The 25,075-nt window shown below is 47.8% G+C and carries 22 protein-coding genes; 18 read left to right on the forward strand and 4 right to left on the reverse strand.

Annotated features, from left to right (window positions below; genetic code table 11):
• On the reverse strand, positions 1 to 306 hold a 306-nt coding region (locus ABD852_RS01655; RefSeq protein WP_345026260.1), incomplete at its 3' end, for a hypothetical protein.
• Between the two features lie 694 nt (positions 307 to 1,000).
• Here ABD852_RS01655 and ABD852_RS01660 point away from each other — a divergent pair.
• The 4 genes from ABD852_RS01660 to arsB are packed head-to-tail and all read left to right on the forward strand — an operon-like array spanning position 1,001 to position 3,355.
• Complete coding sequence (locus ABD852_RS01660; protein WP_345026261.1) at positions 1,001 to 1,330, forward strand: ArsR/SmtB family transcription factor; 330 nt, start codon at positions 1,001 to 1,003, stop codon at positions 1,328 to 1,330.
• Between the two features lie 51 nt (positions 1,331 to 1,381).
• A complete protein-coding gene (locus ABD852_RS01665; RefSeq protein WP_345026262.1) occupies positions 1,382 to 1,849 on the forward strand; it encodes a DUF6428 family protein in 468 nt (155 codons plus the stop codon).
• 19 nt (positions 1,850 to 1,868) lie between these two features.
• A complete protein-coding gene (locus tag ABD852_RS01670) occupies positions 1,869 to 2,285 on the forward strand; it encodes an arsenate reductase ArsC (protein ID WP_345026263.1) in 417 nt (138 codons plus the stop codon).
• Between the two features lie 5 nt (positions 2,286 to 2,290).
• A complete protein-coding gene (gene arsB / locus ABD852_RS01675) occupies positions 2,291 to 3,355 on the forward strand; it encodes an ACR3 family arsenite efflux transporter (protein ID WP_345026264.1) in 1,065 nt (354 codons plus the stop codon).
• A gap of 72 nt (positions 3,356 to 3,427) precedes the next feature.
• Here arsB and ABD852_RS01680 read toward each other — a convergent pair whose 3' ends face one another.
• Positions 3,428 to 4,291 carry a sigma-70 family RNA polymerase sigma factor gene (locus ABD852_RS01680; RefSeq protein ID WP_345026265.1) on the reverse strand — a complete coding sequence of 288 codons (864 nt, stop codon included), beginning with the start codon at positions 4,289 to 4,291 and terminating at the stop codon, positions 3,428 to 3,430.
• 63 nt (positions 4,292 to 4,354) lie between these two features.
• Complete coding sequence (locus ABD852_RS01685; RefSeq protein ID WP_345026266.1) at positions 4,355 to 5,182, reverse strand: lysophospholipid acyltransferase family protein; 828 nt, start codon at positions 5,180 to 5,182, stop codon at positions 4,355 to 4,357.
• A gap of 1,357 nt (positions 5,183 to 6,539) precedes the next feature.
• On the opposite strand from ABD852_RS01685, the gene ABD852_RS01690 reads away from it, so the two are divergent.
• The 4 genes from ABD852_RS01690 to ABD852_RS01705 all read left to right on the forward strand — a co-directional run bounded on the left by ABD852_RS01690 (position 6,540) and on the right by ABD852_RS01705 (position 10,901).
• Positions 6,540 to 6,731 carry a cold-shock protein gene (locus ABD852_RS01690; protein ID WP_345026267.1) on the forward strand — a complete coding sequence of 64 codons (192 nt, stop codon included), beginning with the start codon at positions 6,540 to 6,542 and terminating at the stop codon, positions 6,729 to 6,731.
• A gap of 139 nt (positions 6,732 to 6,870) precedes the next feature.
• The gene (locus ABD852_RS01695) at positions 6,871 to 7,089 is read left to right on the forward strand and encodes a hypothetical protein (protein WP_345026268.1); all 219 of its coding nucleotides are present in this window, start codon (positions 6,871 to 6,873) and stop codon (positions 7,087 to 7,089) included.
• A gap of 92 nt (positions 7,090 to 7,181) precedes the next feature.
• The gene (locus ABD852_RS01700) at positions 7,182 to 8,264 is read left to right on the forward strand and encodes a 3-oxoacyl-ACP synthase III family protein (RefSeq protein ID WP_345026269.1); all 1,083 of its coding nucleotides are present in this window, start codon (positions 7,182 to 7,184) and stop codon (positions 8,262 to 8,264) included.
• A gap of 408 nt (positions 8,265 to 8,672) precedes the next feature.
• Complete coding sequence (locus tag ABD852_RS01705; RefSeq protein ID WP_345026270.1) at positions 8,673 to 10,901, forward strand: glycosyltransferase family 4 protein; 2,229 nt, start codon at positions 8,673 to 8,675, stop codon at positions 10,899 to 10,901.
• Positions 10,902 to 11,057: 156 nt separating this feature from the next.
• Here ABD852_RS01705 and ABD852_RS01710 read toward each other — a convergent pair whose 3' ends face one another.
• Positions 11,058 to 12,527, reverse strand: coding sequence for a glycoside hydrolase family 130 protein (locus ABD852_RS01710; protein ID WP_345026271.1), 1,470 nt, complete (start codon positions 12,525 to 12,527; stop codon positions 11,058 to 11,060).
• Between the two features lie 456 nt (positions 12,528 to 12,983).
• Here ABD852_RS01710 and ABD852_RS01715 point away from each other — a divergent pair, with 456 nt between their 5' ends.
• From ABD852_RS01715 to ABD852_RS01760, 10 genes are all read left to right on the forward strand, one after another.
• The gene (locus tag ABD852_RS01715) at positions 12,984 to 13,295 is read left to right on the forward strand and encodes a hypothetical protein (RefSeq protein ID WP_345026272.1); all 312 of its coding nucleotides are present in this window, start codon (positions 12,984 to 12,986) and stop codon (positions 13,293 to 13,295) included.
• A gap of 4 nt (positions 13,296 to 13,299) precedes the next feature.
• Entirely contained in the window at positions 13,300 to 13,578 is a 279-nt protein-coding gene (locus tag ABD852_RS01720; RefSeq protein ID WP_345026273.1) for a hypothetical protein, read from the forward strand.
• A gap of 10 nt (positions 13,579 to 13,588) precedes the next feature.
• The gene (locus tag ABD852_RS01725) at positions 13,589 to 15,298 is read left to right on the forward strand and encodes a PepSY-associated TM helix domain-containing protein (RefSeq protein WP_345026274.1); all 1,710 of its coding nucleotides are present in this window, start codon (positions 13,589 to 13,591) and stop codon (positions 15,296 to 15,298) included.
• 268 nt (positions 15,299 to 15,566) lie between these two features.
• Positions 15,567 to 17,957: a TonB-dependent receptor gene (locus ABD852_RS01730; protein WP_345026276.1), complete on the forward strand. Its 2,391-nt coding sequence runs from the start codon at positions 15,567 to 15,569 to the stop codon at positions 17,955 to 17,957.
• Positions 17,958 to 17,998: 41 nt separating this feature from the next.
• The gene (locus ABD852_RS01735) at positions 17,999 to 19,240 is read left to right on the forward strand and encodes a DUF4374 domain-containing protein (protein ID WP_345026277.1); all 1,242 of its coding nucleotides are present in this window, start codon (positions 17,999 to 18,001) and stop codon (positions 19,238 to 19,240) included.
• Between the two features lie 29 nt (positions 19,241 to 19,269).
• Complete coding sequence (locus tag ABD852_RS01740; protein WP_345026278.1) at positions 19,270 to 19,989, forward strand: DUF4198 domain-containing protein; 720 nt, start codon at positions 19,270 to 19,272, stop codon at positions 19,987 to 19,989.
• A gap of 1,712 nt (positions 19,990 to 21,701) precedes the next feature.
• Entirely contained in the window at positions 21,702 to 22,892 is a 1,191-nt protein-coding gene (locus ABD852_RS01745; RefSeq protein ID WP_345026279.1) for a chromate transporter, read from the forward strand.
• A 334-nt stretch (positions 22,893 to 23,226) separates the two neighbouring features.
• The gene (locus ABD852_RS01750; protein ID WP_345026280.1) at positions 23,227 to 23,742 is read left to right on the forward strand and encodes a GNAT family N-acetyltransferase; all 516 of its coding nucleotides are present in this window, start codon (positions 23,227 to 23,229) and stop codon (positions 23,740 to 23,742) included.
• 170 nt (positions 23,743 to 23,912) lie between these two features.
• Positions 23,913 to 24,596, forward strand: a complete 684-nt coding sequence (locus ABD852_RS01755; RefSeq protein WP_345026281.1) for a hypothetical protein — start codon at positions 23,913 to 23,915, stop codon at positions 24,594 to 24,596.
• A 63-nt stretch (positions 24,597 to 24,659) separates the two neighbouring features.
• Positions 24,660 to 25,043 carry a VOC family protein gene (locus ABD852_RS01760; RefSeq protein WP_345026282.1) on the forward strand — a complete coding sequence of 128 codons (384 nt, stop codon included), beginning with the start codon at positions 24,660 to 24,662 and terminating at the stop codon, positions 25,041 to 25,043.
• The last annotated feature ends 32 nt before the right edge of the window (positions 25,044 to 25,075 follow it).

Raw genomic sequence — 25,075 nt, forward strand, 5'->3', positions numbered from 1 at the left:
ACTGCCCATTGTACCGTCCGTAAATTCAGGGTTGATCGTTACGGTACGGAGCGGGTAAGTAGTGGTCATGGTTTCCTCTATTATCATCCGACCGGCCGTCGAGCGTGCTCTGCCGGTTTTCCCCGCAGGAAGGTCTGACGGGAAATACGTCTCATTAAAGGGCTCCGAAAAGCGGAAAGTGCTTGTTCCGCCCGCCAGGTTAGGGCAGGGCTGCGCTTCTACGGATGCAAATGAAACCAGCAAAAGGCATATCAGGATGAGCTTACCCAGCTGCCGGTTTTTCCTAAGGGGGGGGAAGTTGGTCATTGGAATTAATTTGTTAAATTTCAGTTGTTCGGATAGGTACTTTTAAAATCATTCAGTGCGCGAGGCAGCAGAATGTACAATCATGCATAGCGTGACGACGGGATAAGTTTCTCTGAGGAATGCGCTATATCCATAATGTCATGGTGTAAAAGAAGCGCCAGCCTGGCAGCCTTCCTGAGGGGGAGCAGTTTTATGTCATATTTTGATGTTTAAAGTGTGTTCCTGGGTAGCCTTTCTGTGTAGAATAAATTCGTATTGATGAAAGAAATTTATTCTTTTCCAAATGACGCAGCAATCCGGGATATGAAAGGGTGGAAAATTAGTCAATTATGGGTAAAAAAACTATCTTCTTTGTTATTTTCAATAATTTTAATAGAACGGATCTAATTCGAAGCCGGCGCGGAAGAGCCGATAGAAGGCACGACTATCGTTGTTTGCTGGTTTTCAGACAGGAAAGCTTTGTTTTAATAAGGTAGACCTGTAGACGTTCTATTTATCCTGAAGTGTTGTGCTTGACCCGATTCGTCGCCGCCTACCAGCGCTGGTGGTTGTTTCGCTGACAGACGCACGAGAATTCCCCGGTCTGGTAGGGGAGGGCCAGGAAAAAAGCGAATAACCCGGTGGATAAATTCATGCCGCACTTTGGAATTTTAATACATATATTGTAATATTGCGATTGATTGTCATGTCACCTATGGGACTTACGAAAGCAGAAATATTTACGGATGAACAGAACCGGATGGCAACCATGCTGAAGGCGCTCGCGCATCCGGCGCGTATTGCCATACTGCAGCAGATCATCAGCGCCAATGCCTGTATCTGTGGGGAGCTGGTAGAAGAACTGGGCCTGGCGCAGGCAACTATTTCCCAGCACTTGAAAGAGCTTAAGAACGCCGGCATCATCCAGGGCACTATTGAAGGCGTAACGGTTTGCTATTGCATAGAGCCGAAAGTCTGGGAACGGCTGAAGAGCGACCTCGCGGTGTTCTTTGCTTCCTATAACGAACCCAAAAGCTGCTGTTAATTTTTTGCTCAAATCAATCGTAATATTGCAATAAGTCAAAAATAAAGTATAATGAAACTATCAGAAATCAAAGAACATCTACAGGTCCTGGAACGTGTTAATTTCAGGAAGCCGGACGGATCAAGTGTGCCCGAACACTTCCATGTCACCGAGGTGGGGATCATCACCAAAGATTTTATTGATTGCGGCGGCACTGTCCGGCACGAAAAGGTGGCTAACTTCCAGCTATGGGATGCCAACGATTACGAACACCGGTTGAAGGCCGGCAAGTTGCTGGGCATTATCGCCCTTTCGGAAAAAAAACTGGGCATCGCCGACCTGGAAATAGAGGTTGAATACCAGTCTGAAACCATTGGCAGGTACGACCTGGGGTTTGACGGCACAGACTTCATCCTCCTGCCCAAGCAGACCGCCTGCCTTGCGCCGGATAGATGCGGGGTTCCGCAGGAGAACGCCGGAAGGCAGGTCCCCGAAGTTGCTGTAGCAGCTTGCTGTAGGCCTGGAAGCGGTTGTTGTTAAATTGTTGATACCACATAACATGAAGAAAATATTAGTACTCTGTACAGGCAATAGCTGCCGGAGCCAGATTGCGGAAGGGTACCTCCGTCATTTCGCGGGCAGTAAGGCACAGGTATATAGCGCAGGTGTCGAAACCCACGGCGTTAACCCCGGGGCGATCCGGACAATGGCTGAAGACGGCATTGACATCGCCGGGCATACCTCCAATAATATCTCTGAATACCTGGATATTGATTTCGATTACGTCATCACCGTGTGTGACAACGCAAAGGAACGGTGTCCTTTCTTTCCCTCTACTGCAGAGAAGATTCATGAAAACTTCCCGGACCCGGCAAAGGCAACCGGCTCGGAAGAAGAGATAGCGGCTGCTTTCAGATCGGTTCGCAATACCATAAAAGATTTTTCACAGCAATTTGTTAATAAGTATCTCAATTAATCCGGATGACCCATAGCCGCACACCCTTGTATCAAAGAAAAAAACTTGGCTTCCTGGACCGTTACCTCACACTATGGATATTTCTGGCAATGGTATTGGGCGTGGGGATCGGATATTTTATTCCCTCTTCGGAAGCCTTCATCCATTCTTTTTCCAACGGAACAACAAACCTTCCCCTTGCAATCGGGCTGATACTCATGATGTACCCGCCGCTTGCCAAAGTCCGTTATGAAAAAATGCACCAGGTGTTTGCCAACGTGAAAGTACTGCTCCTTTCTCTTTTCCTGAACTGGGTTGTCGGCCCCGTGCTGATGTTCCTGCTGGCGGTCATCTTCATGAAAGAGCAGCCCGAATACATGACGGGGCTGATCCTGATCGGCCTGGCCCGGTGCATTGCCATGGTTGTTGTCTGGAACGAGCTGGCCGGTGGCAACAGGGAGTACGCTGCCGGGCTTATAGCCCTGAACAGCATTTTCCAGGTACTGCTCTATAGTGTTTACGCCTATATTTTCATAACTGTGCTGCCGCCGCTCTTTGGTGTTAAAGGCATGAACGTGCCCATCAGCATGAAAGAGATAGCCCAAAGTGTTGGCATCTACCTGGGTATTCCGTTTGCGGCCGGTGTCATCAGCCGCTTTGCGCTGATGAGGATAAAAGGGGAACATTGGTTTGAGAAGACCTTCGTGCCATTTATATCACCGGTCACGCTGATTGCCTTGCTCTTTACCATCGTGGTCATGTTCAGTCTGAAAGGGAAATTGATCATGCAGATCCCGGTAGATGTGCTGCGCATCGCTGTGCCGTTGGTAATCTACTTTGTGCTGATGTTCTTAGTAAGTTTCTTTGCCGGGCGGCGCATGGGAGCGGACTATTCAAAAAATGCTTCCATTGCCTTTACCGCTGCCGGGAACAATTTCGAGCTGGCGATAGCGGTAGCCATCGGCGTCTTCGGGATCAACAGCGGCCAGGCATTTGTTGGCGTTATCGGCCCGCTGGTTGAAGTTCCTGCATTGATAGCCCTGGTGAATCTTGCTTACCGGCTGCGGGACAAGTACTATGTTTCCAGCTAAGGTATTTACTAAATCTGCTATAACGGCGGAGGGGACAGACTACCGGTCCCCTTCCCATAAAATAGGCGGTGTTTATTGCAGATGGGATCTTAAAATTTCGGATCCACGCATCCCTTTTAGCCTTAGTAACGCTTTTTCTTTAATTTGACGCACACGTTCCGTAGTCATATTATATTGCCTGGAAAGTTCGTTCAGTGTCGCTGACGGCTGTCCGTCCAATCCGTAATAGCTGACCAGTATGCTCCGTTCTCTTGAATCCAGTTTGGAAAGTATTCCCCGAATATCCATCTGTAAAGAATTCTTTAGCAGGGGCCGATCCGGATCAGACGAACCGGAATCCGGTATAACATCAAGCAAAGAGATTCCGTCCCCGTCATGAAAAGGGGTGTCCAGTGACAGGTGCCAGCCTGGATATCTTTGGTTGTGTTCCACTATATCGGATGATATTCCGGTCGCATCGGAGAGCTCGTTTACAGTAGGGTCACGCTCGTACTTCTGTTCCAGGCCCGAGAAATACTTCTGAATTTTATAGGAATCATTTACTTTATTGAGGGGTAATCTTACCATTCGTGAATGGCTGGTGAGGCTTTGGATAATGGCCTGGCGAATCCACCAAACGGCATACGAAATGAATTTAAACCCCCTGGTTTCGTCAAATTTTTTTGCGGCTTTTATCAAACCCAGGTTTCCCTCATTAATCAGGTCGCCCAGCGGTATGCCGGAATTCTGATATTTTTTTGCTACAGATACGACAAATCTCAGGTTCGCTTTAGTAAGTTTTTCCAGAGCCAACGGGTCGCCCTGACGCACCCGCAGTGCCAGCTCGGCTTCTTCATCAGGGGTGACCATTTCCATCTTACTAATTTCTTGTAAATATTTATTGACAGAACCAGTTTCCCTGTTCGTGATCTGCTTTGATATCTTAAACTCTTTCATTTGCTATTTTCATCTTGTATACATGATGCCGGATCTTGGGAGAGGACCGACTTAATAGGGCCTTCAAGCTTTCGTGGATGGCTGGTTCCGATCTTTCCACCTGTCATGAGACCATAGCCAGTAAACAGGAGAAGAACGGATTGAATTTTCCAATCGTTTGAAATAGGTAGTCGTAATAGCTAGCGAATATGCAGCATCAACCGGCTGGTCTCCCAGAAGTTCGAATCGGTAATGGTATTTAAAGCGCGTAACTTTCATGGATTCTACCATGACTACCGCTGCGTTGGTATGCCTGGCCATACGTTCTGCTCCAATCTGTACGTCCGTTTCGAGGCCCAAAAAAGTCAGACGGTGTTTCCTGCTATCGGGAGCGGGCCGCTGATCAGCTATCAAAACCACAATATTACGCCTGTCGTTTTGTTGAAGCAGTTCGATGGAGCGTCGGTAGAGAAGATGTTTGGGGATCAGGTTTACGCCAAAGCGGGATCGTATCCTGCGCAAAAGGCGGTCTACTACCTTGTTCTTTGCCGGAGAATATCCTGAAGAAACTGTATAGGCGGTCTGGGAAGGCAGATTGATCAGGTATTCCCAGTTCCCGTAGTGAGAGGCTAGTAAAACTACATTTCGTCTCAAACGATATAAATCATCCAGCACACAGGTGTTTTCGAAGGTCGTCAAACTTTTCCTCAGGGAGGCAGGGGCGGTGTAAAATAATATCGGCTCAATACAGAGATCACTGATGTGACGGTAATAGGCGCTAACCATTTTCCCGACTTCTGATGCGGAACTGGCCGGAAACGCCTGTTTTATATTTTTTTCTATTATGACAAACCGATATCGCAAAATATGGCGGAGGCAGAAACACAGGATTTGTGAAACACACCTTGCCACAAGTAAAATAAAATCCCCGGATCGGAAGTAAAAAGGATAATACAATGGATAGACGAAAAAAGTACAACCTCAACCGACCGCCTCAATGATGCGCAGCAGGTCAGATTTTTTAAACTATTGAGATGAGAACGCGTGCCCTTCTGCACGACCGGTGCTTTTCCGGGTATTTCAACCCGAAATTCCTATTGTTAAGTAATATTGTTATTGTTTCCGGGCAGAACCGGATTTTTCTTCACTGGCGCATTCTCTTTTTTGATTTAAACGAATCGAAAAATGAGAGGCCAAGCAAAAAAACATTAGGTCCGGGCAGTTGACATTCTTCAATAATAAAACGCAAGAGTATGGGATTTGTTTTGATTTATTGGAAATAGTTTGGTAGCGGTTACTCCTTCCGAGACAGGCATGCAGGTCGCGCATCTGATCGACTGTGGATTTTGTTTTCTGAACTCAGGTCCCCGATAACTGAAGTGGCTGAGCTTCCTTAATAGTATATACGTAAATAAAGGCGGAGATTTTTCAAATCCAACTATTATAACGCTTCCCGCATCAGCAGGCCTCGGTCTGACCTTCAGCATTCTGTAGTGGCCCAGTTCGGCTGGATAACAGGCATGCTTGTGATAACATCAGGCTACTGTCCTACGGACGGAAGGTATTAATATAACAAAAGAAAGGTGTGCTGTAGCACCGTGCTTTCGGCAACAATAAATGTACGGGTAAAATAAATTAGGTAGTGTTAATAAGTTTGACTACCTTTGTTTCAAATATAATCTGGCTTCTGCCTTTGCTACTTCTGATCCAACCAGAGTTTTTCTCTTCCTCAGTTTTCGCTATTCCAGCCGCCTTTTAATCTGATTCTTACTTTTCATAGTATAAAAATTATGCCGGCCTACTGATTGACCGGAGAGTTGTGCGGGCACTTTTTCTTTGCCGTAAAAGCCTTGCACACCACGAATCAGGAGGAAGGAACAGCCGCTTCCTCGTACATTTTCCCCTGCAGGCAACAAACAGTCGACGGTGTAGCTTAATAGATTTGATTCTTCGGGCAACTTCCGAATTCGGGCTATATCGCCCCGGCGCCGGTGGACCGGTTCCGGAAAACAGGCGGAAAGCGTTTGGTGATTCAAAGTACGGCCGGATTCGTAAACTGATTACTACCGACATTGCGGTCGGAGGGATCGACATAGAGCTTCCCAATGTGTGTGTAATTGCGCGAGCACGCCTGTAAAATTCTGCAGATAACCCTCTTTAATGAAAGCAAATGTGGCTGATTCAAACCGAAATAAGTCAAGAGATTCAGCGCTATTTTGCTAGTGAAGAAAAAAATAAGTAAATAATTTAATTTAAAACAAGTAGAGTAATGAAAGAAGGAATTGTAAAATTTTTTAATACCCTTAAAGGGTTCGGTTTTATTTCCCCCACACAAGGAGGCGAAGACGTATTTGTTCACTCGTCCGGTCTTTTCGACGAGATACGTGAAGATGACAGAGTGATTTTTGATGTAGCTCAGGGAAAAAAGGGGCTAAATGCAATTAACGTAAGAATAGCGTAAAGCTATGCCGGTGCTTCGAAAGGAGATTAGAACATTTGGGGCTTCATCAAGAGGCTCCAAATGTTTTTTAAAAATATAGAAAATAGTAAGTATTGTTTTTCGTAAAAAGTAAGAAAATAACAATTAACTGCGCGGAATAATGAAACTGAATTTTAATGAAATATTTTCTCATAACGACAATTGTGTTACACCAAAATTTAATATAAAATACGGTGACATAGTTTACAAAAATGGTGAAAAATTTTCTGATTGTAATACTGTTTTTGGAGTTGCTTATAAAGCGTTGCTGAGCCACGATTTTGAGCTAATTTCTTTGCCGGAAGGAGGCTATGAAATTAAAGCTTACTATGTTCGGTAGAAGCTCGGTTACATTACTTCCCAAAATTAAAAACCGCTGTCATCGGTTTCTAATTCATCATTTGTGAGCAGATCAGAAATCTTACCGGCATTATGAAGTCGCAGAACTATACAGTTATCACCGGTAGTGGAAGTTACATACCAACCCGTCGAGTCCTAAATGAGGATTTTATCGGCCATCTGTTTTATGATGAAAACGGGACCAAAGTGAGCAAGCCGACTGCCGAAATCATCGAAAAATTAGAAAAGATCTCTGGTATCAGGGAAAGACGTTATGTAACAGACGATCTGGTTGCCTCCGATATCGCTTTTTTGGCTGCAGAGGATGCGCTGATCTCATCTGGAACGGATCCCGAAAGCCTGGACGGAATCATTGTAGCGCATAACTTCGGAGACATCCGCGCTGACAATCGCAAAAGTGAATTTGTTCCTGCCCTGGCTTCCAGGGTAAAGCATCGTTTTAAGATCGCGAATCCTTCAACGCTGGCCCTGGATCTGCCTTTTGGCTGCGCGGGGTGGCTGCAAGGGGTGATCCAGGCAGATCAGCTTTTGAAATCAGGGAGTGCGAAAAAAATTATGGTCATAGGGGCTGAAACACTTTCCAGGGTTTGCGATCCGCATGACAGGGACAGTATGATCTATTCGGACGGAGCCGGTGCAGTAATCCTGGAGAGCATCAGGAGTAAAGACCCGGTAGGTATACTGGCTAGTACAGTTAAGTCCTATACAGACGATTTTGCTTACCTTATCCGGATGGGTGGTTCATCTAATCCGGAATTTTCCGGGAATATGCTATTCCTAAAAATGAACGGGCACAGGCTTTACGAGAGCATACTGAAGACGGTGCCCGGAATGATAAAAGAAACGCTCGAAAAAGCAGAATTCCCCCTGAGCAGAGTCGATAAGTTTCTCATTCATCAAGCAAACGAAAAGATGGACGAGGCGGTTCTCAGGCAACTTTTTAGTTTGCATGATCTGCCTGTTCCATCTAAAAATCTGCTGCCCATGACAATCTCATGGCTGGGAAATAGTTCGGTCGCAACTTTGCCCACTATGTATGATTTAATGTTGAAAGGCCGGCTGGAAAATCACGCCATTAACCCGGGGAAGTATTTGATACTGGCCGCTATGGGAGCCGGGGTCAACATGAACTCGATACTCTACAAAGTTCTATGAACGTAAAGTGCCCGGAAATACCGGTGTTTTAATCGAATAATTTTGACTGTTGAAGAGCGCAGAAACATAGCAATTTCTGTTAATATTTATATTGCTATATTTGTCATAGGTTTTAATATACCTATTTGTCCTCTTTTTTAAACGTACAAAATAGCTACTCTTTCCGACGCTTATCCTCGCGTTTATCTTTCTTTTCCGCCCGCTTTTCCTTTAGGTTTTTTTGAGGCTTCTTCTTGCTTTCCTTTTTCTCTGACTTCTCTTTAGACATTGTCGTATATGTTTTTTCTTAAAGGTAATCATTTAATATTCCTGAACATACTTTTTTAATAATTCCTGATTAGTAACACCACTACCTTAATCTCAATTTATGTGAAATAATTGAGTTGACTTAATAAAATAATACTGCACATGAAAATCTCATTTATAGCTACCTATCCGCCCCGCCAGTGCGGGATCGGTACATTTACCAAAGACCTCTTCAGTTCTGTCATCGGCAGGGGAGGTAACGGCACTATCCATCAGGGAATTGTTATCGCAGTGGATGATAACAGCCAAAGGTACGACTACCCGGAAGAAGTGATCATGTCTATCAGGCAGGAGGAACAGGCAGACTACCTGAAAGCGGCTGATCTGATCAATATCAGCGGGGTAGATATTTGTATTCTGGAACATGAATTCGGGATATTTGGCGGGCAAAATGGTATCTACATATTGCCTTTACTGTATCGCTTGGAAGTCCCTTTTTTGGTGACCCTCCATACGGTTCTGAGGAACCCATCCTATAACGAACGAGCGGTGCTGACAGAAATCTGTAAGCTCGCGAACTCGATTGTCGTTATGAGCCAGACAGCAGTTGAGATGCTTACTGAAGAGTATGAGATTAGCGCTAAGAAAATTGTGAAAATCGAGCATGGCGTGCCTGATATCCACTTTGATCAACTATGGGCAAAAAAGGAATTCCGGCTATCTTCGAAAAAAGTGTTGCTGACTTTTGGGTTTATCGGAAGAAATAAAGGTATTGAAACTGCTTTGAAGGCTCTTCCCGAGGTTATAGATAAGTACCCGGAGCTGGTTTACATTGTCCTCGGAAAGACACACCCTCATGTGATCAGGCATTCAGGGGAAGAATACCGGGTCTACCTCGCCGGCCAGGTACAGAAGCTCGGTATTGAAAAACATGTGATTTTTCTAAATGAGTTTATAAGTCAGTCAGAACTTTTCAAATACCTCTCCGCTGCCGATATCTACATCACTCCCTACACCAATGAAGCGCAGATCACCAGCGGGGCCCTGTCATATGCCATTGGCGCCGGGACGGCGGTGATTTCTACCCCATACTGGCATGCTAAAGAATTATTGGCAAACGACAGAGGCAGGCTCTTTCCATTTCAGGATGTATGGGCGCTACGAGATATCCTGTTGGATTTACTGGATAATCCGGAGGAAATGCGGGTACTGAGGAGTAACGCCTTTGCGTACGGACGGGAAATCACCTGGCCTAAAATAGGTGAAAAATATATACAACTTTCGGCGGAAATAGTAGCTGTGCAACCCGATGTTAAAGAAAGGAAACCGCAGGTTTTAAATCCGCTTACCCTGCCGCCATTCCAACTGGACCATGTATTGAGGTTAACCGACGACACTGGCATTATTCAGCACGCCAAGTATGGAATACCCAACCTGAAAGAAGGATACTGCCTGGACGACAATGCAAGAGCTTTACTCATGGTCCTGATGGCTTATAAAAGAAACAAGCACCCGCTTGCTCTTAAGCTGTCCCCCACCTACCTGAGTTATATTAACTACATGCAAAATGAAGACGGCGCATTCAGGAATTTCCTGAGCTTTAACCGGAGCTTCCTGGATGAAGTGGGTTCTGAAGATGCTTTCGGTCGTGCAATCTGGTCGCTGGGGTACCTGTTGGGTAACGCCCCTAATGACGCATACTACCAGACCGGCCGCGAGATTTTCTTTGATGCGGTACCGAACTTTGGCCGACTCCGGTCAGTGAGAGGTATCGCCAACACGATCGTAGGGGTTTGTTATTATCTGAAAAGTAACCCTGCCGATGAGGAAATGACCCGGGTTCTACGCGACTTATCGGATAAACTCATAACTGAATTTGACCGCCACCAGGAACCAGACTGGGCTTGGTTTGAACCGATCCTGGCATACGATAACGGCTTCCTCCCTCTGGCGCTTTTACATGCAGCTGAATTTATTAAAGACGAGAAAGTAGCGCGGATCGGCCTCGAAAGTATGGATTTCCTGGCCGATATTACCCTCCAGAATGGATATTTATCCATTGTTGGCAATGAAGAGTGGTATAAACAGAATGGCGATCAGTCTGTGTTTGCCCAACAGCCGCTGGATGCGCTTGCCATGGTGCTGATGTTTCACCAGGCATTCCGACTCACCAAAAATCAGGCGTATGTTTCCAGGCTATATACTTGCTTTATGTGGTTTCTCGGCGAAAATGATCTAAGAATCAGTCTATATGATTTTGAAACGAAAGGTTGCTGCGACGGACTTGAAAGTTACGGCGTAAACCGTAACCAGGGAGCCGAGAGCACGTTGGCCTACCTGATCTCCCATCTTACTGTACTGGAAGCCTTTGAGGAAGTGACGAAAATGTAAGCAGAACCTTTATGTAAGCCGGTATTTTTCCCTCGATCGCCTTCTGCTCATGCAAATACTCAGCCTTATGGAAAAATGAAACTGCGGTTTCACAGGGAATACCCGTATTTCCGGTTCAGGCAGCCGGCTTACTTTAAGGAAGAGCTCGGCCTCCGGTTATCCTCCCGATTCAAATCTGGCAAATAGTTCATCGAGTTTCACCACAGCGTACGTTGAAGCATAGTCCGACATAGCGTAGGGAATAATCAGGCTTTCGTTATGTATAAGGCTTCCACAAGAATATACGACATTGGGGACATACCCTTCGCGCTCCTTCTGATTAGGAACCAACAGGGGTGTCTTTAGGCGGGCGATTTCATTTTCCGGATGCTCCAGTTCCAGGAGAGAGGCACCCAGTACGTATTCCCTCATCGCACCCACGCCGTGTGTGATAACAATCCATCCTCTTTCTGTCTCGATAGGGGATCCGCAATTACCAACCTGTACATATTCCCACGGAAAAACGGGCGATTGCAACAGGTAGGCATTTCTCCAGACATTTATATTATCGGAATAGGCAATATAATTGCTGACCCCATCTATTCTGCATAACATCGCGTATTTTCCGTTCACTTTCCTTGGAAATAACGCCATGCCCTTGTTCTGAGCTACTTCGCCGTGTATAGGCAGTACCTTAAAATGATAAAAATCTTCTGTGACGAGTAGCTTGGGTAAAATCGAGGTTCCATCATAGGCGGTGTAAGTGGCATAATAAGTAGCGGCCCCTCCTTCGTCGATGAACCTGACAAACCGTGCATCTTCAATCCCTTTTTTTTCCGTATCAGCTATCGGAAAGATAACTCTCTCCGAAATATCAGTGTCCAGAGAAAAGTCCATTTCATAATGCGACGAGGCCAGCCACATCGCTTCCCGGAGAAAAATGGAGCTGGATTCGTCCAGTTCGATTCCGCTCCGAACCTCCTCTACATAACGCTTGAGCTCTTCGTATGTGAAGGTTTCGGTCAGCTTTTCACTAATCAAACCATAAGCAATGTCCTTAAAATTCTGCATTTCTCTGAGTTTCCTGAGAAACGAGCCTTTCTTGAAAACATGGTTCCGGATGTGCTCTGGCGAGTCGAGCATCCTGCCAGGCGTTTCAACTGTGATCCGGTTTGCACGGTCTATTATTGCGGACCGGAATACGATGGACGAAATATGCCCTTCTCCGGTTGCTCTGAAGCTGATGATAATGCGCTTTTCTCCCCGTTCCACCGACGATTGATCCGGATCTTCCATTATAGAGGGGTTAAAGAATGCAGCCGCCTCAATAGAATATTCCATCGTAAAATAGGCGCCGATCAGCATTTTTTGAGATAAACTCAGTGAACCGGGCTGCAGCTCCATCTCGTTGAATACCCTTTCCAGCTTTCTGAAATGTCTTTCGAATATTTTGAGAATATTTCTATGCCTCTTCGAGTATCTCCTAAGAACCCTGGACAATACCTGTTGCTGCTCCCGGTCCGGGAGGCTTAGAAGGGAAGAAATAATATTTTTGCTCCTTTCTGTGCTGGTAAACAGGAACCTGGCTATCACCCGGCTGGAATCGGGTTGAAACATCGTTTCGCTTCGTACTAATAATTCTCGCATCTGATGAAATTGATTTACGCACGATTTCTTGAAACGTTCCGTCCATGACTTCCTGGCGGTTCAATGAAAGGCCGGACGGAACTAATTATGCGGGATATTTTCCTTTTGATCGCAATGTTTGTTTCTGTATCGTCACCAGAAACACTCTCCGGGTGTTCCAGAATTGTTGGCCCCTGAAAGGTGAGGCTTTTATTCCGATAACTGATACTATTATCCCTTTTTCTTTGTTGGTGAATGACAGTTTTTTCCGCTGGGAGCAATGCTGTTCGTCTGTCAGTGGAAAACCATAGGTATGGCCACGAGCATCCCAAGGAAAGTAAAAGGCTTTGTATCAGCACGTTTTTACTCCTTAAAAATAATTAGTCTAAATAAGTTTAATTTTCGGAATAATCCCCTCTATCTTTGCAACGTCTAACAACACTCCGTTGCATCCCTATGTTTACAACACTATCCCTTATGTATTTTGGTGCATTTATCCTTTGGATGAACACCTCTGAGCGGGTTGCCTGGCCCGAGAAAAACAAGGCACTGACTTACCTGGCCGCCAACGCCCGGTACAGCAGGCTGCTATCGGTTCTGATCATGGCGACCGCCGGCTTCTTCTGCATGAAGCTTCTCGGGCCGGGAAGCGGACTGTTCGGCAGTATCGTCCTGCTGATGATGACCGGGAGCCTTGCCGTATTGCTCTTCCCCTTCCACTATTTCGGGGTGAGATCTATTCTGATTGTTTACTGCCTTGTCGCGATGTTGGAAATCATAACCAGCTGATCACATGCCCGCCAACAAAAAATACCTCACCAGATCTCCCTGGATGCGCCTGAACAAAATACTGGCCGGAACTGCAGGCGGCTATGCCGTGATGATGAGCTTTCATCTTTTGCTTGCGTCCTTTCTCCCCCGGGAAAAAGTCATTGCAACCGCCTTTTTCTCAGGGTATATACTCTGGGCGTTTCTGCTGCTCTGGGCTTTCATAGCCCGGAACGTGTGGCAGGTATGGCTTACCTACCTCGTGCTGACCTGCCTTTTCGCACTCCCGTATTTATTGAAATAAATCTTTGACCATGGATGCCAGAAAGTACAACATCTATTTCCATACGCACACCATAAGCGGGATCATTATTGCCGCATTGCTTTATGTAATCTTCTTTGCCGGGTCGTTCTCATTTTTCAAGGATGAAATAATCGCCTGGCAGACGGGCGCCTCCACGGTAGCCCGTAAACCCGCGCCGGAATATAATTTCGTGATTGATTCCCTTTCGCGCCACTACAACCTCAGGGGGCGGAACCTGGACTTCTACACATTCAGACAGGGCAACGGGACCTATGTCAACATGAGCGCTTCGATGGATAGCACCATCAGTAAGCCTAAAAAAGAGCAGGCAGGCAGGCGCAGAGGGCGCGGCAGACGGGGCGGAGACGGAGATTCGGCCTACTTCTCGCATTATTTCAGCGATAAAAAGACCGGGTCCTATGCTGACAATTACACCATGGGCGAGTTCCTCTACCGCCTGCATTTCCTGGCGCAGCTTAACCAGGTACCGCTTCCGGTCAACCTCGGCACCCCTTTCGGGTACCTGCTGGCGGGGATCGTTTCATTTCTTTTCCTGTTTGCCCTCATTACGGGCCTGTTCCTCCACTGGGATAAGATGGTTTCGAACTTCTTTATTTTCCGGCCGTGGAGCAAGTGGAAAACCGTCTGGACGGATATGCATACGGCTCTCGGCGTGATCGGCTTCCCCTTCCAGCTCGTTTTTGCCGTAACCGGCGTCATACTAATTGTCAATTTCGTACTCCTGGGGCCGTTTGGAAAGGTTCTCTTTGACGGGGATACCGATAAAGTTTACGAGGAGCTGCAATACAACAGGGGCCTTAAGGTGGAATATACGTATTCGCCCCTGGAGGTATCGGGCTTCGACCTGGATAAATTCGTACAGGAATGGCAAGGGAAATGGGGTTCAAACCCGGTTACAAGAATCCATATCCTGAATTACCTGGACCAAAGCATGCAGGTAGCGCTGGAATCGAAGGCCGACCCCAAGCTCAATTTCGCCGGGTCGGGGTTTGTACTGGTCGAAGCTGCCACCGGGAAAGTCCTGCGGGAAAAATCTCCATTCACCGGCACCAACTATATCGACCGGGTAAAAAGCCTGGTTTACCACCTGCATTTCGGTGATTTCGGTGGAACGCCGATGAGGATCGTATTTTTTATACTCGGGCTAATGGGCTGCGTTGTTATCCTGTCGGGTATCATGATCTGGCTCGTGGCCAGGGATAAGGTCAGTGTACCGAAGCACAAGCGCGTTTTCAATTTCTGGGCCTCCAACTTCTTCATGGCAGCCTGCCTGAGCATGCTGCCCGTTACGGCATTTACCTTTATCATGCTGAAGGCAGCAAAGGCTGTCGACCAGTCGCTGATATACAACGTATACTTCTACAGTTGGCTGGTTCTGGCGGTTTACCTGATGCTGTGGCGGAACCTTCCGCTCATGAACAAACAGGTGCTTTTACTTTCTGTTTTCCTGTGCGCGGCGGTCCCGCTGGCAAACGGGATTGCCACGGGCCTCTGGATGTGGAATACCTGGAAGGACGGGGCCGTGGATATCTTCCTTATAGACACGCTGTTTGTGCTCCTGGCCGTTACCAGCGCGTTCGCCTACGTTAAAGTCTCCCGGCAGGCCAAACCGTTTAATATGCTCGGGAAAGAGAATGTAACCCCTTCGGAACGCCCGGGCCGGCCTCAGCAGGTAACCAGGCGCCTGAAAACCTCATGAGGGCGGCCACGGTCTTCTCGCCGTACAGCACTAGAGGTAAGGACTTTCCGGAAAAGAGAACCTCGCTTGATTGTAAAATTCCGGCTTTCTGTTTGATCAGATAAGGAATGTTGTTTTTTTCTTATTATTTATTTAGTCTAATTATAAATAATGAATTAACTTTACCGCGTTCAGCGGGAAACCTGAATAAAATCCGAACCGGCAGGCCGGGGGAACAGGCAGGTAGAATGGGTATTCGCCTCCAGACATCATAACATTCTCAAGAACAATGCAGAATCACTACATTTTGCGTAACAGCATTATATTGTCCTTTGCGGTGTGCTGTTTTATACAGTTGTCTTCTTTTGCACAATCCATTACCGGCACGGTCAGAACCGCTTCCGGAGAGTCGCTGCCGGGGGCAAACGTGCTGATCAAAGGATATTCGACCGGAGTTCGGACCAATGCAGACGGGCGGTTCGAGCTGAACGGGATTTCTTCGGGCAAGTACGTCGTCTCGGCGAGCTTCCTGGGCTATTCGTCGCAGGAAAAAGAAGTCAGGGTTTCAAACGGGAAAAATGAAACCGTTCATTTCAAGCTAACTTCCGATACGAAAGAACTGGGCGAGGTAGCGGTATTCGGGCGGTCGGAAGCAAAGGAAGTCAACCGGCTCGCCTATAACGTGATCGCTGTAGATGCCAAAAAGCTGCACAACTCGACCCTCGATCTTTCAAACGCGCTCGACAGGGTATCGGGAGTCAGGGTAAGGGAAAGCGGGGGAGTCGGTTCCAGGATGAGCTTCTCGCTCAACGGGTTTACCGGCCGCCAGGTAAAATTCTTTATCGACGGGGTGCCGATGGACAATTTCGGCTCCTCTTTTCAGCTCAACAACATCCCGATCAACCTGGCAGAGCGGATCGAGGTCTATAAAGGCGTGGTGCCGATCTGGCTGGGCGCCGATGCGTTGGGAGGGGCCGTGAACATCGTCACCAGTAATTCGCGGAATTCCTACCTGGATGTATCCTACTCTTTTGGGTCGTTCAATACGCATAAAAGCGCCGTCAACGCCGGGCTCACTACAAAAAACGGGTTTACGGTACAGCTCAATGCTTTTCAGAACTACTCCGACAACAACTACCGGATCACCGTTGACGTAGCCGATATCAATACCGGTCAATATTACCGCAACCAAAGGCTGAGACGGTTTCACGACACCTACCATAACGAAACCCTTATTGCCAATGTAGGTGTGGTAGGAAAAAAGTATGCCGACAAGCTGCTGGTGGGCGTCACACTCGGTAAGAACAAAGCCGACATACAAACGGGAGCCAGGATGGTAAGTGTTTTCGGCGACTGGTACAGGCGGGGCAATATTGTTATGCCGAACATCAGGTACCAGAAACGGGACCTTATCGTAAAAGGGCTGCATGTTAATATCACCGGGAACTACAACCTGGGCCAGGAGCAGAATGTCGACACGGTTTACCGGAGATACAATTGGTTCCGGCAGTTCAAGCAATTTGCCGGTCCGGGTGCGGAAAGGGAAAGGTCGCTGTACAAATTCCGGAATAACAACGGGCTGGTAACGGCCAATGCAAGCTACGAGATCAGCGAGCGACATTCGGTGATCCTCAACAACGTGTTCAATACTTTCAACCGAAAAGGGAAAGACGAGCTTTTTCCGGGCAGCGATAACTATGAGCAACCCCGGATCAACCGTAAAAACGTATTGGGATTGAGCTACAAATATAGCCATAGCGAACGATGGAATTCGTCAGTTTTCCTCAAGCGGTTTACCCAGCACAACAAGTACGGCGTTTCCTATAATCCTACCGGCAACTGGGGAGATGTCGCGTACCTGCAGCAAAAGAACAGCTTTGAGAAATATGGATACGGTATTGCGGGCACCTATTTCCTGAGAAGGAACTTCCAGGCCAAGATCTCCTACGAAAAGAGCTACCGGCTTCCCGAAACCGAAGAGCTGTACGGCGATTTGCTGAACCTCGAAGGCAATATCAACCTTAATCCCGAAAGCAGCCAGAACTATAACCTGGGTATCAGTTACCACGCGCACATCAATTCCATACACCGCTTTTCCGTCGACGCCAACGCCCTGTACCGCGACGCCCGGGGCTTCATCCTGCCGCGGCTTAATGCCAACCAGACCAAGCAGGTAATGGCCAACCTGGCTGACGTGACCAACCTGGGGTTTGATGGGGAAATCCGGTATTCCTTTAAGCAATTGCTTGCATTCGGCGTCAATATGACCTACCAGAACCTGCGCAACAATACAAAATTTGAAGAAAACCAGACGGTAGTGAGCGCGGTTTACCGGGACAGGATCCCCAATATGCCCTTCCTTTTCGGAAATGCGGACGCCTCCGTTTTTTTTAAAAATGTGGGATCGCCCGGCAACACGCTTACAGTCGGCTATAACCTGCTGTATGTACACGCTTATTATCTCTACTGGCCCAGCCTCGGCAACGATAAGCTCGACATCCCCAGGCAACTGGCCCACGACGCCAACATCATTTATACGCTGGCCGGCGGCCGCTATAACATCGCCCTGGAGTGCAAAAACCTGGCGGATGCGAAGCTCTACGACAATTTCAGCCTTCAGAAACCCAGCCGCGCCTTTTATATAAAGCTCCGCTATTTCCTGAGGGGCAGGCAGATATGACTTTACAAATTCAGTATTAACAAATAACAAGTATAATCACCATGGTAACAAAAACAAGAAATAGTATACTGGCGCTATTGTGCTGTGCAGCTGTGTTCAGCGGGTGCGACAAAAATGACCCGGATCCCGGTAATGGAGACGGTGACGGGCAACTGCTCGGGAAAACCACCTATGTGATCGCGGCCTCGAGCGGGGCTCAGGGAGTGGCCGACTACCTGCTTACCAGCGGGCAGCTTGAGTCGGGAATACTGAGCACGGTCGGCCAGGGCATTGAGCAGGACGGCAGCTACCGATACTATGTGCAGCACAAGCACAGGTTCTTCAGCCTGCTGTACGGCCAGGGTAATCCCGGAGCGGTTACCACCTATAAGCTCAACGCAGACGGCAAGCTCGAAAAATGGTCCGATTTTCAAACCGAAACGGTCCAGGTTTTCGCGCCCGTTAAAGATGACCTTTTGCTGCTCAAGGTCCCCAGGAGCGGAACAGAAACGGCACTGGCCATCCGGATAAACGCCGATTCATCCAAGATTGTAAAAGAGACGCAAATCAACGTCGTCAAGCTGGCCGGTAACGGCGAGCGGGCGCATTTCACCTGGGCTACACAGGTTGGGAACAAAGTATTTGCCCCCTACATGAGTATCAAGGGGGCGGCGCCCGACGTATTTGGTACTGCCTATCCGGACAGCACCTGGATCGCTGTTTTCTCATACCCGGATCTTACCCTCGAAAAAGTGATCAAAGACAACAGAACCAGCTTTATCGGCGCTTATTTCAACAATGGTCTCCAGGTGGTTGAAAACGGCGATATTTACGGGTTCTCCCCGGCGAGTGCCACCAGCAACGGGGCTCCGGTCAGCACCAGGCCTTCTGCTTTCGTAAGGATTAAAAGCGGCACAACTGAGTTCGATCAAAGCTACTTCTTCAATGTTCAGGAAAAGTCAGGCGGCTATAAAATCGCGCAGCAGACGTATTTCGGGAATGGGAAATTCCTGCTCAGTATGTACGGAAATGCCAACCATACGGTAGCGGCGCCGAGAAGGCTGGCGATCGCCGACGTCTTTAACCAGACTTTTACGTGGGTGACGGGCGTTCCCGAAATCTTGTCGGTCTCGTCTCCCTACAATAACAACACCGGAGATACTGAGAAATCGACGGGTTATGTGGGAATCAACACTTCGGCCGGCAACTACATCTACAAAATCAATGTCAACAACGGAACAGCTACCCAGGGGATGAAGGTCGAGGGAGGCAATATCACTTCAATCGTCAAGGTCGACTACTGAATTTAACCTACTTAATCCATTTACTTACAATGAAACGTATTCTAATCATCTTATCGGTACTCTCTTTCATAACTGCCGGCAGTTTGTCTGCCCATGCACTCTGGATTGAAACCTTCGGCCCCGCAAAGAAGGGAGAAAAGCAGGCGGTGAAAGTTTTCTGGGGAGAATTCGGAGATAACCAGCATGATGCTGCCGACAAATGGTTCTCTGACATGTCGGATTTCAAACTTTTTATAACCAGCCCCGATGGAAAGAAGATACAGCTCGCTACTACCGCCGGAACCGATCACCACCTGGCAGAATTTACGCCGGAGGAGGATGGCGTTTACCTTTTGACGGTAAGCCACGAACCCAAGGACCTGGCCGGAACGACCAGGCTGCAGTACAATTCCGTTGCAACGGTAAATATCGGCAAGTCGGGTAAAGGCAACCAGCCCGGCTTTAACGAAGGGCAATTGAAGATATGGGCCGACGCGTCTAAACTCTATAAAGTCAACAAGCCGCTGAGCCTGGATGTGCTGCTGAAAGGAGAGCAGGCTGAAAAAGTACATGTAGAGATATTTTCCCCGAGCGGATGGAAGAGGGACCTCCGGAGTGACAGCAAAGGGAATGTAGTCTTTTCACCGATCTGGGCAGGCCGCTACCAGGCTGAAGCAGCGGTCTTTTCAGAAGAGGCCGGCGAGCATAACGGGAAACCTTACAAGGCAGTCCGCCGGGTAGGAACTTACACATTTGACGTAGCCAGGTAATGGACATGAAACGGTCCCGGTAGCGGTTTATCGCGGCTTCGCTTCTGTTACACGTTCCGTATTATTGTCGGGTAAGCCCGCAAAGTCCAGGTTTTTTCTTGAAGCCGGGGCTTTGCGGGCCAAGCTTTTGCGGCTTTATATCCTGGATGTGAATTTTGGGTTGACTGACCACCGCCGTAGGGCGGCAGAGCACTTAAACAGAATATAAGGAATAGCCCGCCATGGGGCGCTTGCTAATTTAGCAACCCGTGTGTTCACGGGAAGCAACGAGCGCGCGATGGTTTCTAAGGTCGGAACCGGTCTGTGAACATCGGATGCTAGGTCAGATGACGGACTGGACCACACCCGCCTGATTTCCATAATGGCTTCCTGTTTTGGAGGTATGTTCTTGCACTGGTAGCAAGGGTACGGGGTTACCCCTCTCAAGGTAACGCGTATGGTTTTACCATCAACGGTAAATTCCCGGGTATTAGACAAACTCATATTCGAATAGGTGGATGTGTAAACAGAATCGGTGAAAATTTTCTTTCCAATACCGATTTCAAACATAACCCCCGCGTGGCCCTGCCAGATACATTTAACTCCGCTCGGACACCTCGATTCCATTATTCTTAAAATGTTCAGATGTATTGCCTGCTCTCCCGCCGTAATCCGATAGGATTCGCCATTTCGGTACTTTTCAGGGTTTTGCGATAGCTTTTCTTCTTGAGGTGCATTTTTACAGGAAATTATAGAGGCCAAAAGCAGGAGTAAGAAGATATTTTTCATTTCAAGCAATACTTGGGTGTTTTAGTTTTTTGGGATAAGAGTCATGGAATCAGGAAAAGGTTGTTTTCTATATGACTTTCCCGGGGCAGTGGGATTGATTCTGACCGGGGATTGATGCGGATGTTAGGGCTGTAGTATCTCAAATGTTTCTGAAGGTTTTTTCGAAGTAGAGCTTCGTGTTATCCCTTCGAAAGTAATTGCAAAAAGATTCGGAGAGATAAAAGGAAATGCAACCACAAAGGACTTCGAAACTTTCATCCGAGCGGACTTGGTGATAACGGCCTACTAACTCGTTGCTTGCCAACAATAGTCTTGCTGCCGGACCAGTGTTGCTAACTGCAGCACCACCCCGGATAAATTGCCCTGCTTTAACCGGCTTCCGATATACCGTTTTCCTGCCTGAACCGTAACCCGTGTCGTGGCAGGATTCGGAAAGGCCGTTAGCGGATCTGTGGCCGCGCATGTCAAAATTTCCCAACATCAGAAATTGTTAATCAAAAGTAAAATCTATACAAAACGTAATTTTTATTCTATCCTTTGGTAGGGCAAATGTGATAGTATTGCAGGGGATCCATACATTATGCCAAACGTGATCCGACCAACGCAAAGATGATGACTGATACCCTTTTTTTCAGAAGAAACAGGCTGAAAACAAGTTCGGTTTTCGCTGCGGCGGGACCGACGGGTCTTTACAGGCCTGCTGCCAGTGGTGCACCGTTAAAAACACCGGCGCTACCAGCCCAAGCGATAGCTTCAGTCGAGACCGCAGTTGCTAAAAAGGCACTTACAATGGGGCCCAGGCAATCCATACGATTGCTTTGCCAGGAAATGACCTGGTACCTGCCTGGAAGTCCGCGCGATCAACCACCATATGCTTGAAGTCGGCGCAAAAGTCTGTGACGCGCTCTATGCAGGGACGAATACATTCAAAAAGAAAAACACATATGGAAACTGTAACCGCGCAAAAAGACGCCGCCAGGTATAGTCTTGCAGACATCACAAAATACTTCTTAAAGCTGGGCGCGCTCGGCTTTGGAGGGCCCGTAGCACTGGTGGGCTATATGCACCGGGACTTGGTAGAGCAGCGCCAATGGATCAGTGAAGACGAGTACCGCGAGGGGTTAGCGCTGGCGCAGCTTGCACCTGGCCCCCTGGCGGCTCAATTGGGAATCTATCTTGGCTACGTTCACTATGGTATCTGGGGGGCGACATTGACCGGGCTTTCCTTTGTACTCCCTTCCTTTATTATGGTGGTATTGCTGGGTATGGCCTACAAAGTTTATGGAGGTTTGCCCTGGATGCAATCGGTCTTTTACGGTGTCGGTTCTGCTGTCATAGGGATCATTACCTTGAGTTGTTATAAGCTCACGCTAAAGTCAGTGAGTAAAATCGAACCGGAGGCGATCAGAAGCCGGTGGCTGCTCTGGGTTTTCTTTTTTACAATGGCTGTAGTGACTGCCGTTCTGGAAAGAGAAGAGGTCTGGCTTTTTATCTTTTTAGGGTTGGTGTATATGGCAGTGAAAGCGCCGCCAAAATGGATGCAAAGGAAGGGAAACGCGCTTTCGGTGATCCTTTTGACCGGAACCGGGTTCTGGGAGTTCCATCCCGGCAAGCTTACCCAGCTTGGATTGTTTTTCACCGAGGCGGGTGCATTTGTTTTTGGTAGCGGACTGGCTATCATTCCGTTTTTGCAAGCGGGGGTGGTCAATCAAATGGGATGGCTCAACGAGCAGCAGTTTCTGGATTCGGTGGCGGTGGCAATGATTACACCCGGCCCGGTGGTAATCACCGTGGGTTTTATAGGTTTCCTGGTTTCGGGATTCGCAGGTGCCGCTGTTGCCGCATCAGGCGTTTTTTTTCCATGCTTTGTATTTACTGTTTTGCCCGCGCCTTACTTTAAGAAAATTTCCAAAAACACCAGCATCAAAGCATTTGTGGACGGGATTACAGCCGCGGTTGTTGGCGCCCTGGTAGGTTCTGTGTTTGTCATAGCCACTCGTTCGATCGTGGATATCCCTTCTGCTATTATTGCAATATCGACTGTGTTGGCTCTGATTTATGTTAAGAAGATTCAAGAGCCCTATATCATTCTCGTTGCCGCTATTGTGGGCTTATGTATTAAAACATTCCTGTAAATACCGGTGATCAGGATGTTTACCTTTTGCTACCAGCTGGCGCGTCACATCCCGTAGAAAGCGTATTTCTATAGCTGGTATCGGGCCTATTTACACGATGGAGCACCTGCTGCGGTGAATGCTGTGCTTTCTTTGAAGGCCGTTTCCAAGCCCTGTCGGTCATTTTTTTAAAATTGGATGAAACTATACTTTTTCCTAAATTTGAACCTATGATGGATATTGTGTTACAGTAATTGCCATCCTGGTAATTACATTTTCAGCTGATAATTTTATTGGTAGCCTCTGCGCCTTCTGCAGAGGGTAAATTTCCTGTTTTATTTAATTTCAGTTAGCAATGCACAAATCCAATTATACAATCAGGAGGGAAGAGCCTTCTGACATCGGTGCCATCGACCAGGTAACAAGGGATGCATTCGCCTCGGCGGCTTATAGCAGTGGAACCGAATCGTTTATCATCAAAGCCTTGCGGGCAAGCGGTCAGCTTACCGTTTCCCTGGTTGCAGAGGAGGAGGGGAGATTGATCGGGCATATCGCTGTAACGCCGGTAACCATTTCTTCAGGTGGTGAAAACTGGTTTGGACTGGGGCCTGTGTCGGTAATCCCTTCCAAACAGGGATCCGGTGTAGGTTCCTGCCTGATAAGGACCGCCCTCGACGTACTGGCGGAGCTGCATGCAGCCGGTTGTGTGGTGTTGGGCGAGCCTTCTTACTACGGCCGGTTCGGATTCAGGAGTGACCCGCGTCTGCAATACCCGCATGCTCCGGCCGAGTATTTCCAGATACGGTCATTTACCGGAAAGGTACCGGAGGGTTCTGTGGAATATCATGACAGTTTCAACGTTACGGGTTGAATTTGATCAGATATAAGTAAAAGCGCTCTCAACAGTAAAGTGCGCTCCAAAAGTTTTCTCGGCTTTTGGGGTACACTTTACGCGTATTGGTTGGTGTAATACAGTACCCTACCCATCTTTCTTGGCATAAGGCAAGTCCTGTTTTTTTGAAGACTGGTATTTTTGCAATTATGATCGAGCACTTACCTGCCTGCATATCCTGGGTCTTCGGAGCGACTACCGTTGCAACACTCTTCCTGTTTTACCGGGCGACGAAAAATTCGCTTCCTGTTTTAATTGGACTTTCGGCCTGGCTGCTATTGCAGGGGGCGCTGGCATATAGCAATTTCTACAGTTACAACCCGGAAGCATTCCCCCCGGCTATCGTATGGGGTGGACTCCTGCCGGCGCTAATAGCCGTGGCATTGCCGTTTCTCACCGCTCGGGGAAAGGCGTTTATCGGCGAACTGCCGGCATCACGACTGACTTATTTACATATGGTGCGTGTGCCGGTGGAAATTGTGCTCTGGTGGCTGTTTCTGCAAGGTACCGTTCCGGAGCTGATGACGTTTCAAGGGCAGAACTTCGATATCGTCGCCGGGATAACTGCGCCGTTTGTCGTTTTCTTCGGTTATACGAAGCGTGTGATGACGAAGCGCCTTATTCTTGCCTGGAATATAGGGTGCCTGGGATTACTTTTGAATGTTGTTATCCACGCAATTCTGTCTGCTCCCTCTCCTGTACAACAGTTGGCTTTCGGGCAACCCAATATCGCAGTGCTGTATTTTCCGTTCAGTTGGCTGCCGACCTTTGTGGTTCCCGTTGTTTTGTTTGCTCACCTGGCTTCCATAAGACAGCTTTTAACAGGGGAATGAGATTACGGCACTCTGGTAAGCAATTCCGGTATCATGACGACCCAAACCATAAACCAGTAAAAAATGGATGTAAAATTTGAAGGAGGCGTGAACATCGCCGTAAAGATTCCCAAAAGCAAATACCAGCAGACCGTTGACTTTTACCGGGACGTCCTGAAACTGGACGTGCTGGAAAAGCCCATCGAAAACCCCACGGTTTCAAGAACCCATCAGGTAAAATTCGGTGCGAATGTGCTTTGGCTGGATTGTGTTGATAACTATACGCATTCGGAAACCTGGCTGGAACTCCGTACGCCGGAAGTAGCGGAGGCAACGGCGTACCTGCAACAGCGCGGCGTTCATACCTGCGATGAACTGGAAAAACTGCCCGAAGGGTACCATTGGATCCAGGACCCTGCCGGAACCGTTTTTGTGCTGGCGAAACAGGATAATGCGTATTCCCCGTAGTCTTTTGACATATTCGTATAGTTAATATATTC

The organism is Ravibacter arvi (assembly GCF_039540405.1).
GTDB classification, from domain to species: Bacteria; Bacteroidota; Bacteroidia; order Cytophagales; family Spirosomataceae; genus Ravibacter; species Ravibacter arvi.

Excerpts from the sequence above, each read along its gene's own strand:
- ABD852_RS01715 (WP_345026272.1), top strand. The coding sequence starts at position 12,984 with ATGTATTTTGGTGCATTTATCCTTTGGATGAACACCTCTGAGCGGGTT.
- ABD852_RS01725 (WP_345026274.1), top strand. The coding sequence starts at position 13,589 with ATGGATGCCAGAAAGTACAACATCTATTTCCATACGCACACCATAAGC.
- ABD852_RS01760 (WP_345026282.1), top strand. The coding sequence starts at position 24,660 with ATGGATGTAAAATTTGAAGGAGGCGTGAACATCGCCGTAAAGATTCCC.
- ABD852_RS01680 (WP_345026265.1), bottom strand. The coding sequence starts at position 4,291 with ATGAAAGAGTTTAAGATATCAAAGCAGATCACGAACAGGGAAACTGGT.
- ABD852_RS01705 (WP_345026270.1), top strand. The coding sequence starts at position 8,673 with ATGAAAATCTCATTTATAGCTACCTATCCGCCCCGCCAGTGCGGGATC.
- ABD852_RS01745 (WP_345026279.1), top strand. The coding sequence starts at position 21,702 with ATGGAAACTGTAACCGCGCAAAAAGACGCCGCCAGGTATAGTCTTGCA.
- ABD852_RS01665 (WP_345026262.1), top strand. The coding sequence starts at position 1,382 with ATGAAACTATCAGAAATCAAAGAACATCTACAGGTCCTGGAACGTGTT.
- arsB (WP_345026264.1), top strand. The coding sequence starts at position 2,291 with ATGACCCATAGCCGCACACCCTTGTATCAAAGAAAAAAACTTGGCTTC.
- ABD852_RS01755 (WP_345026281.1), top strand. The coding sequence starts at position 23,913 with ATGATCGAGCACTTACCTGCCTGCATATCCTGGGTCTTCGGAGCGACT.
- ABD852_RS01690 (WP_345026267.1), top strand. The coding sequence starts at position 6,540 with ATGAAAGAAGGAATTGTAAAATTTTTTAATACCCTTAAAGGGTTCGGT.
- ABD852_RS01735 (WP_345026277.1), top strand. The coding sequence starts at position 17,999 with ATGGTAACAAAAACAAGAAATAGTATACTGGCGCTATTGTGCTGTGCA.
- ABD852_RS01695 (WP_345026268.1), top strand. The coding sequence starts at position 6,871 with ATGAAACTGAATTTTAATGAAATATTTTCTCATAACGACAATTGTGTT.
- ABD852_RS01750 (WP_345026280.1), top strand. The coding sequence starts at position 23,227 with ATGCACAAATCCAATTATACAATCAGGAGGGAAGAGCCTTCTGACATC.
- ABD852_RS01660 (WP_345026261.1), top strand. The coding sequence starts at position 1,001 with ATGGGACTTACGAAAGCAGAAATATTTACGGATGAACAGAACCGGATG.
- ABD852_RS01700 (WP_345026269.1), top strand. The coding sequence starts at position 7,182 with ATGAAGTCGCAGAACTATACAGTTATCACCGGTAGTGGAAGTTACATA.
- ABD852_RS01730 (WP_345026276.1), top strand. The coding sequence starts at position 15,567 with ATGCAGAATCACTACATTTTGCGTAACAGCATTATATTGTCCTTTGCG.
- ABD852_RS01710 (WP_345026271.1), bottom strand. The coding sequence starts at position 12,527 with ATGCGAGAATTATTAGTACGAAGCGAAACGATGTTTCAACCCGATTCC.
- ABD852_RS01740 (WP_345026278.1), top strand. The coding sequence starts at position 19,270 with ATGAAACGTATTCTAATCATCTTATCGGTACTCTCTTTCATAACTGCC.
- ABD852_RS01720 (WP_345026273.1), top strand. The coding sequence starts at position 13,300 with ATGCCCGCCAACAAAAAATACCTCACCAGATCTCCCTGGATGCGCCTG.
- ABD852_RS01670 (WP_345026263.1), top strand. The coding sequence starts at position 1,869 with ATGAAGAAAATATTAGTACTCTGTACAGGCAATAGCTGCCGGAGCCAG.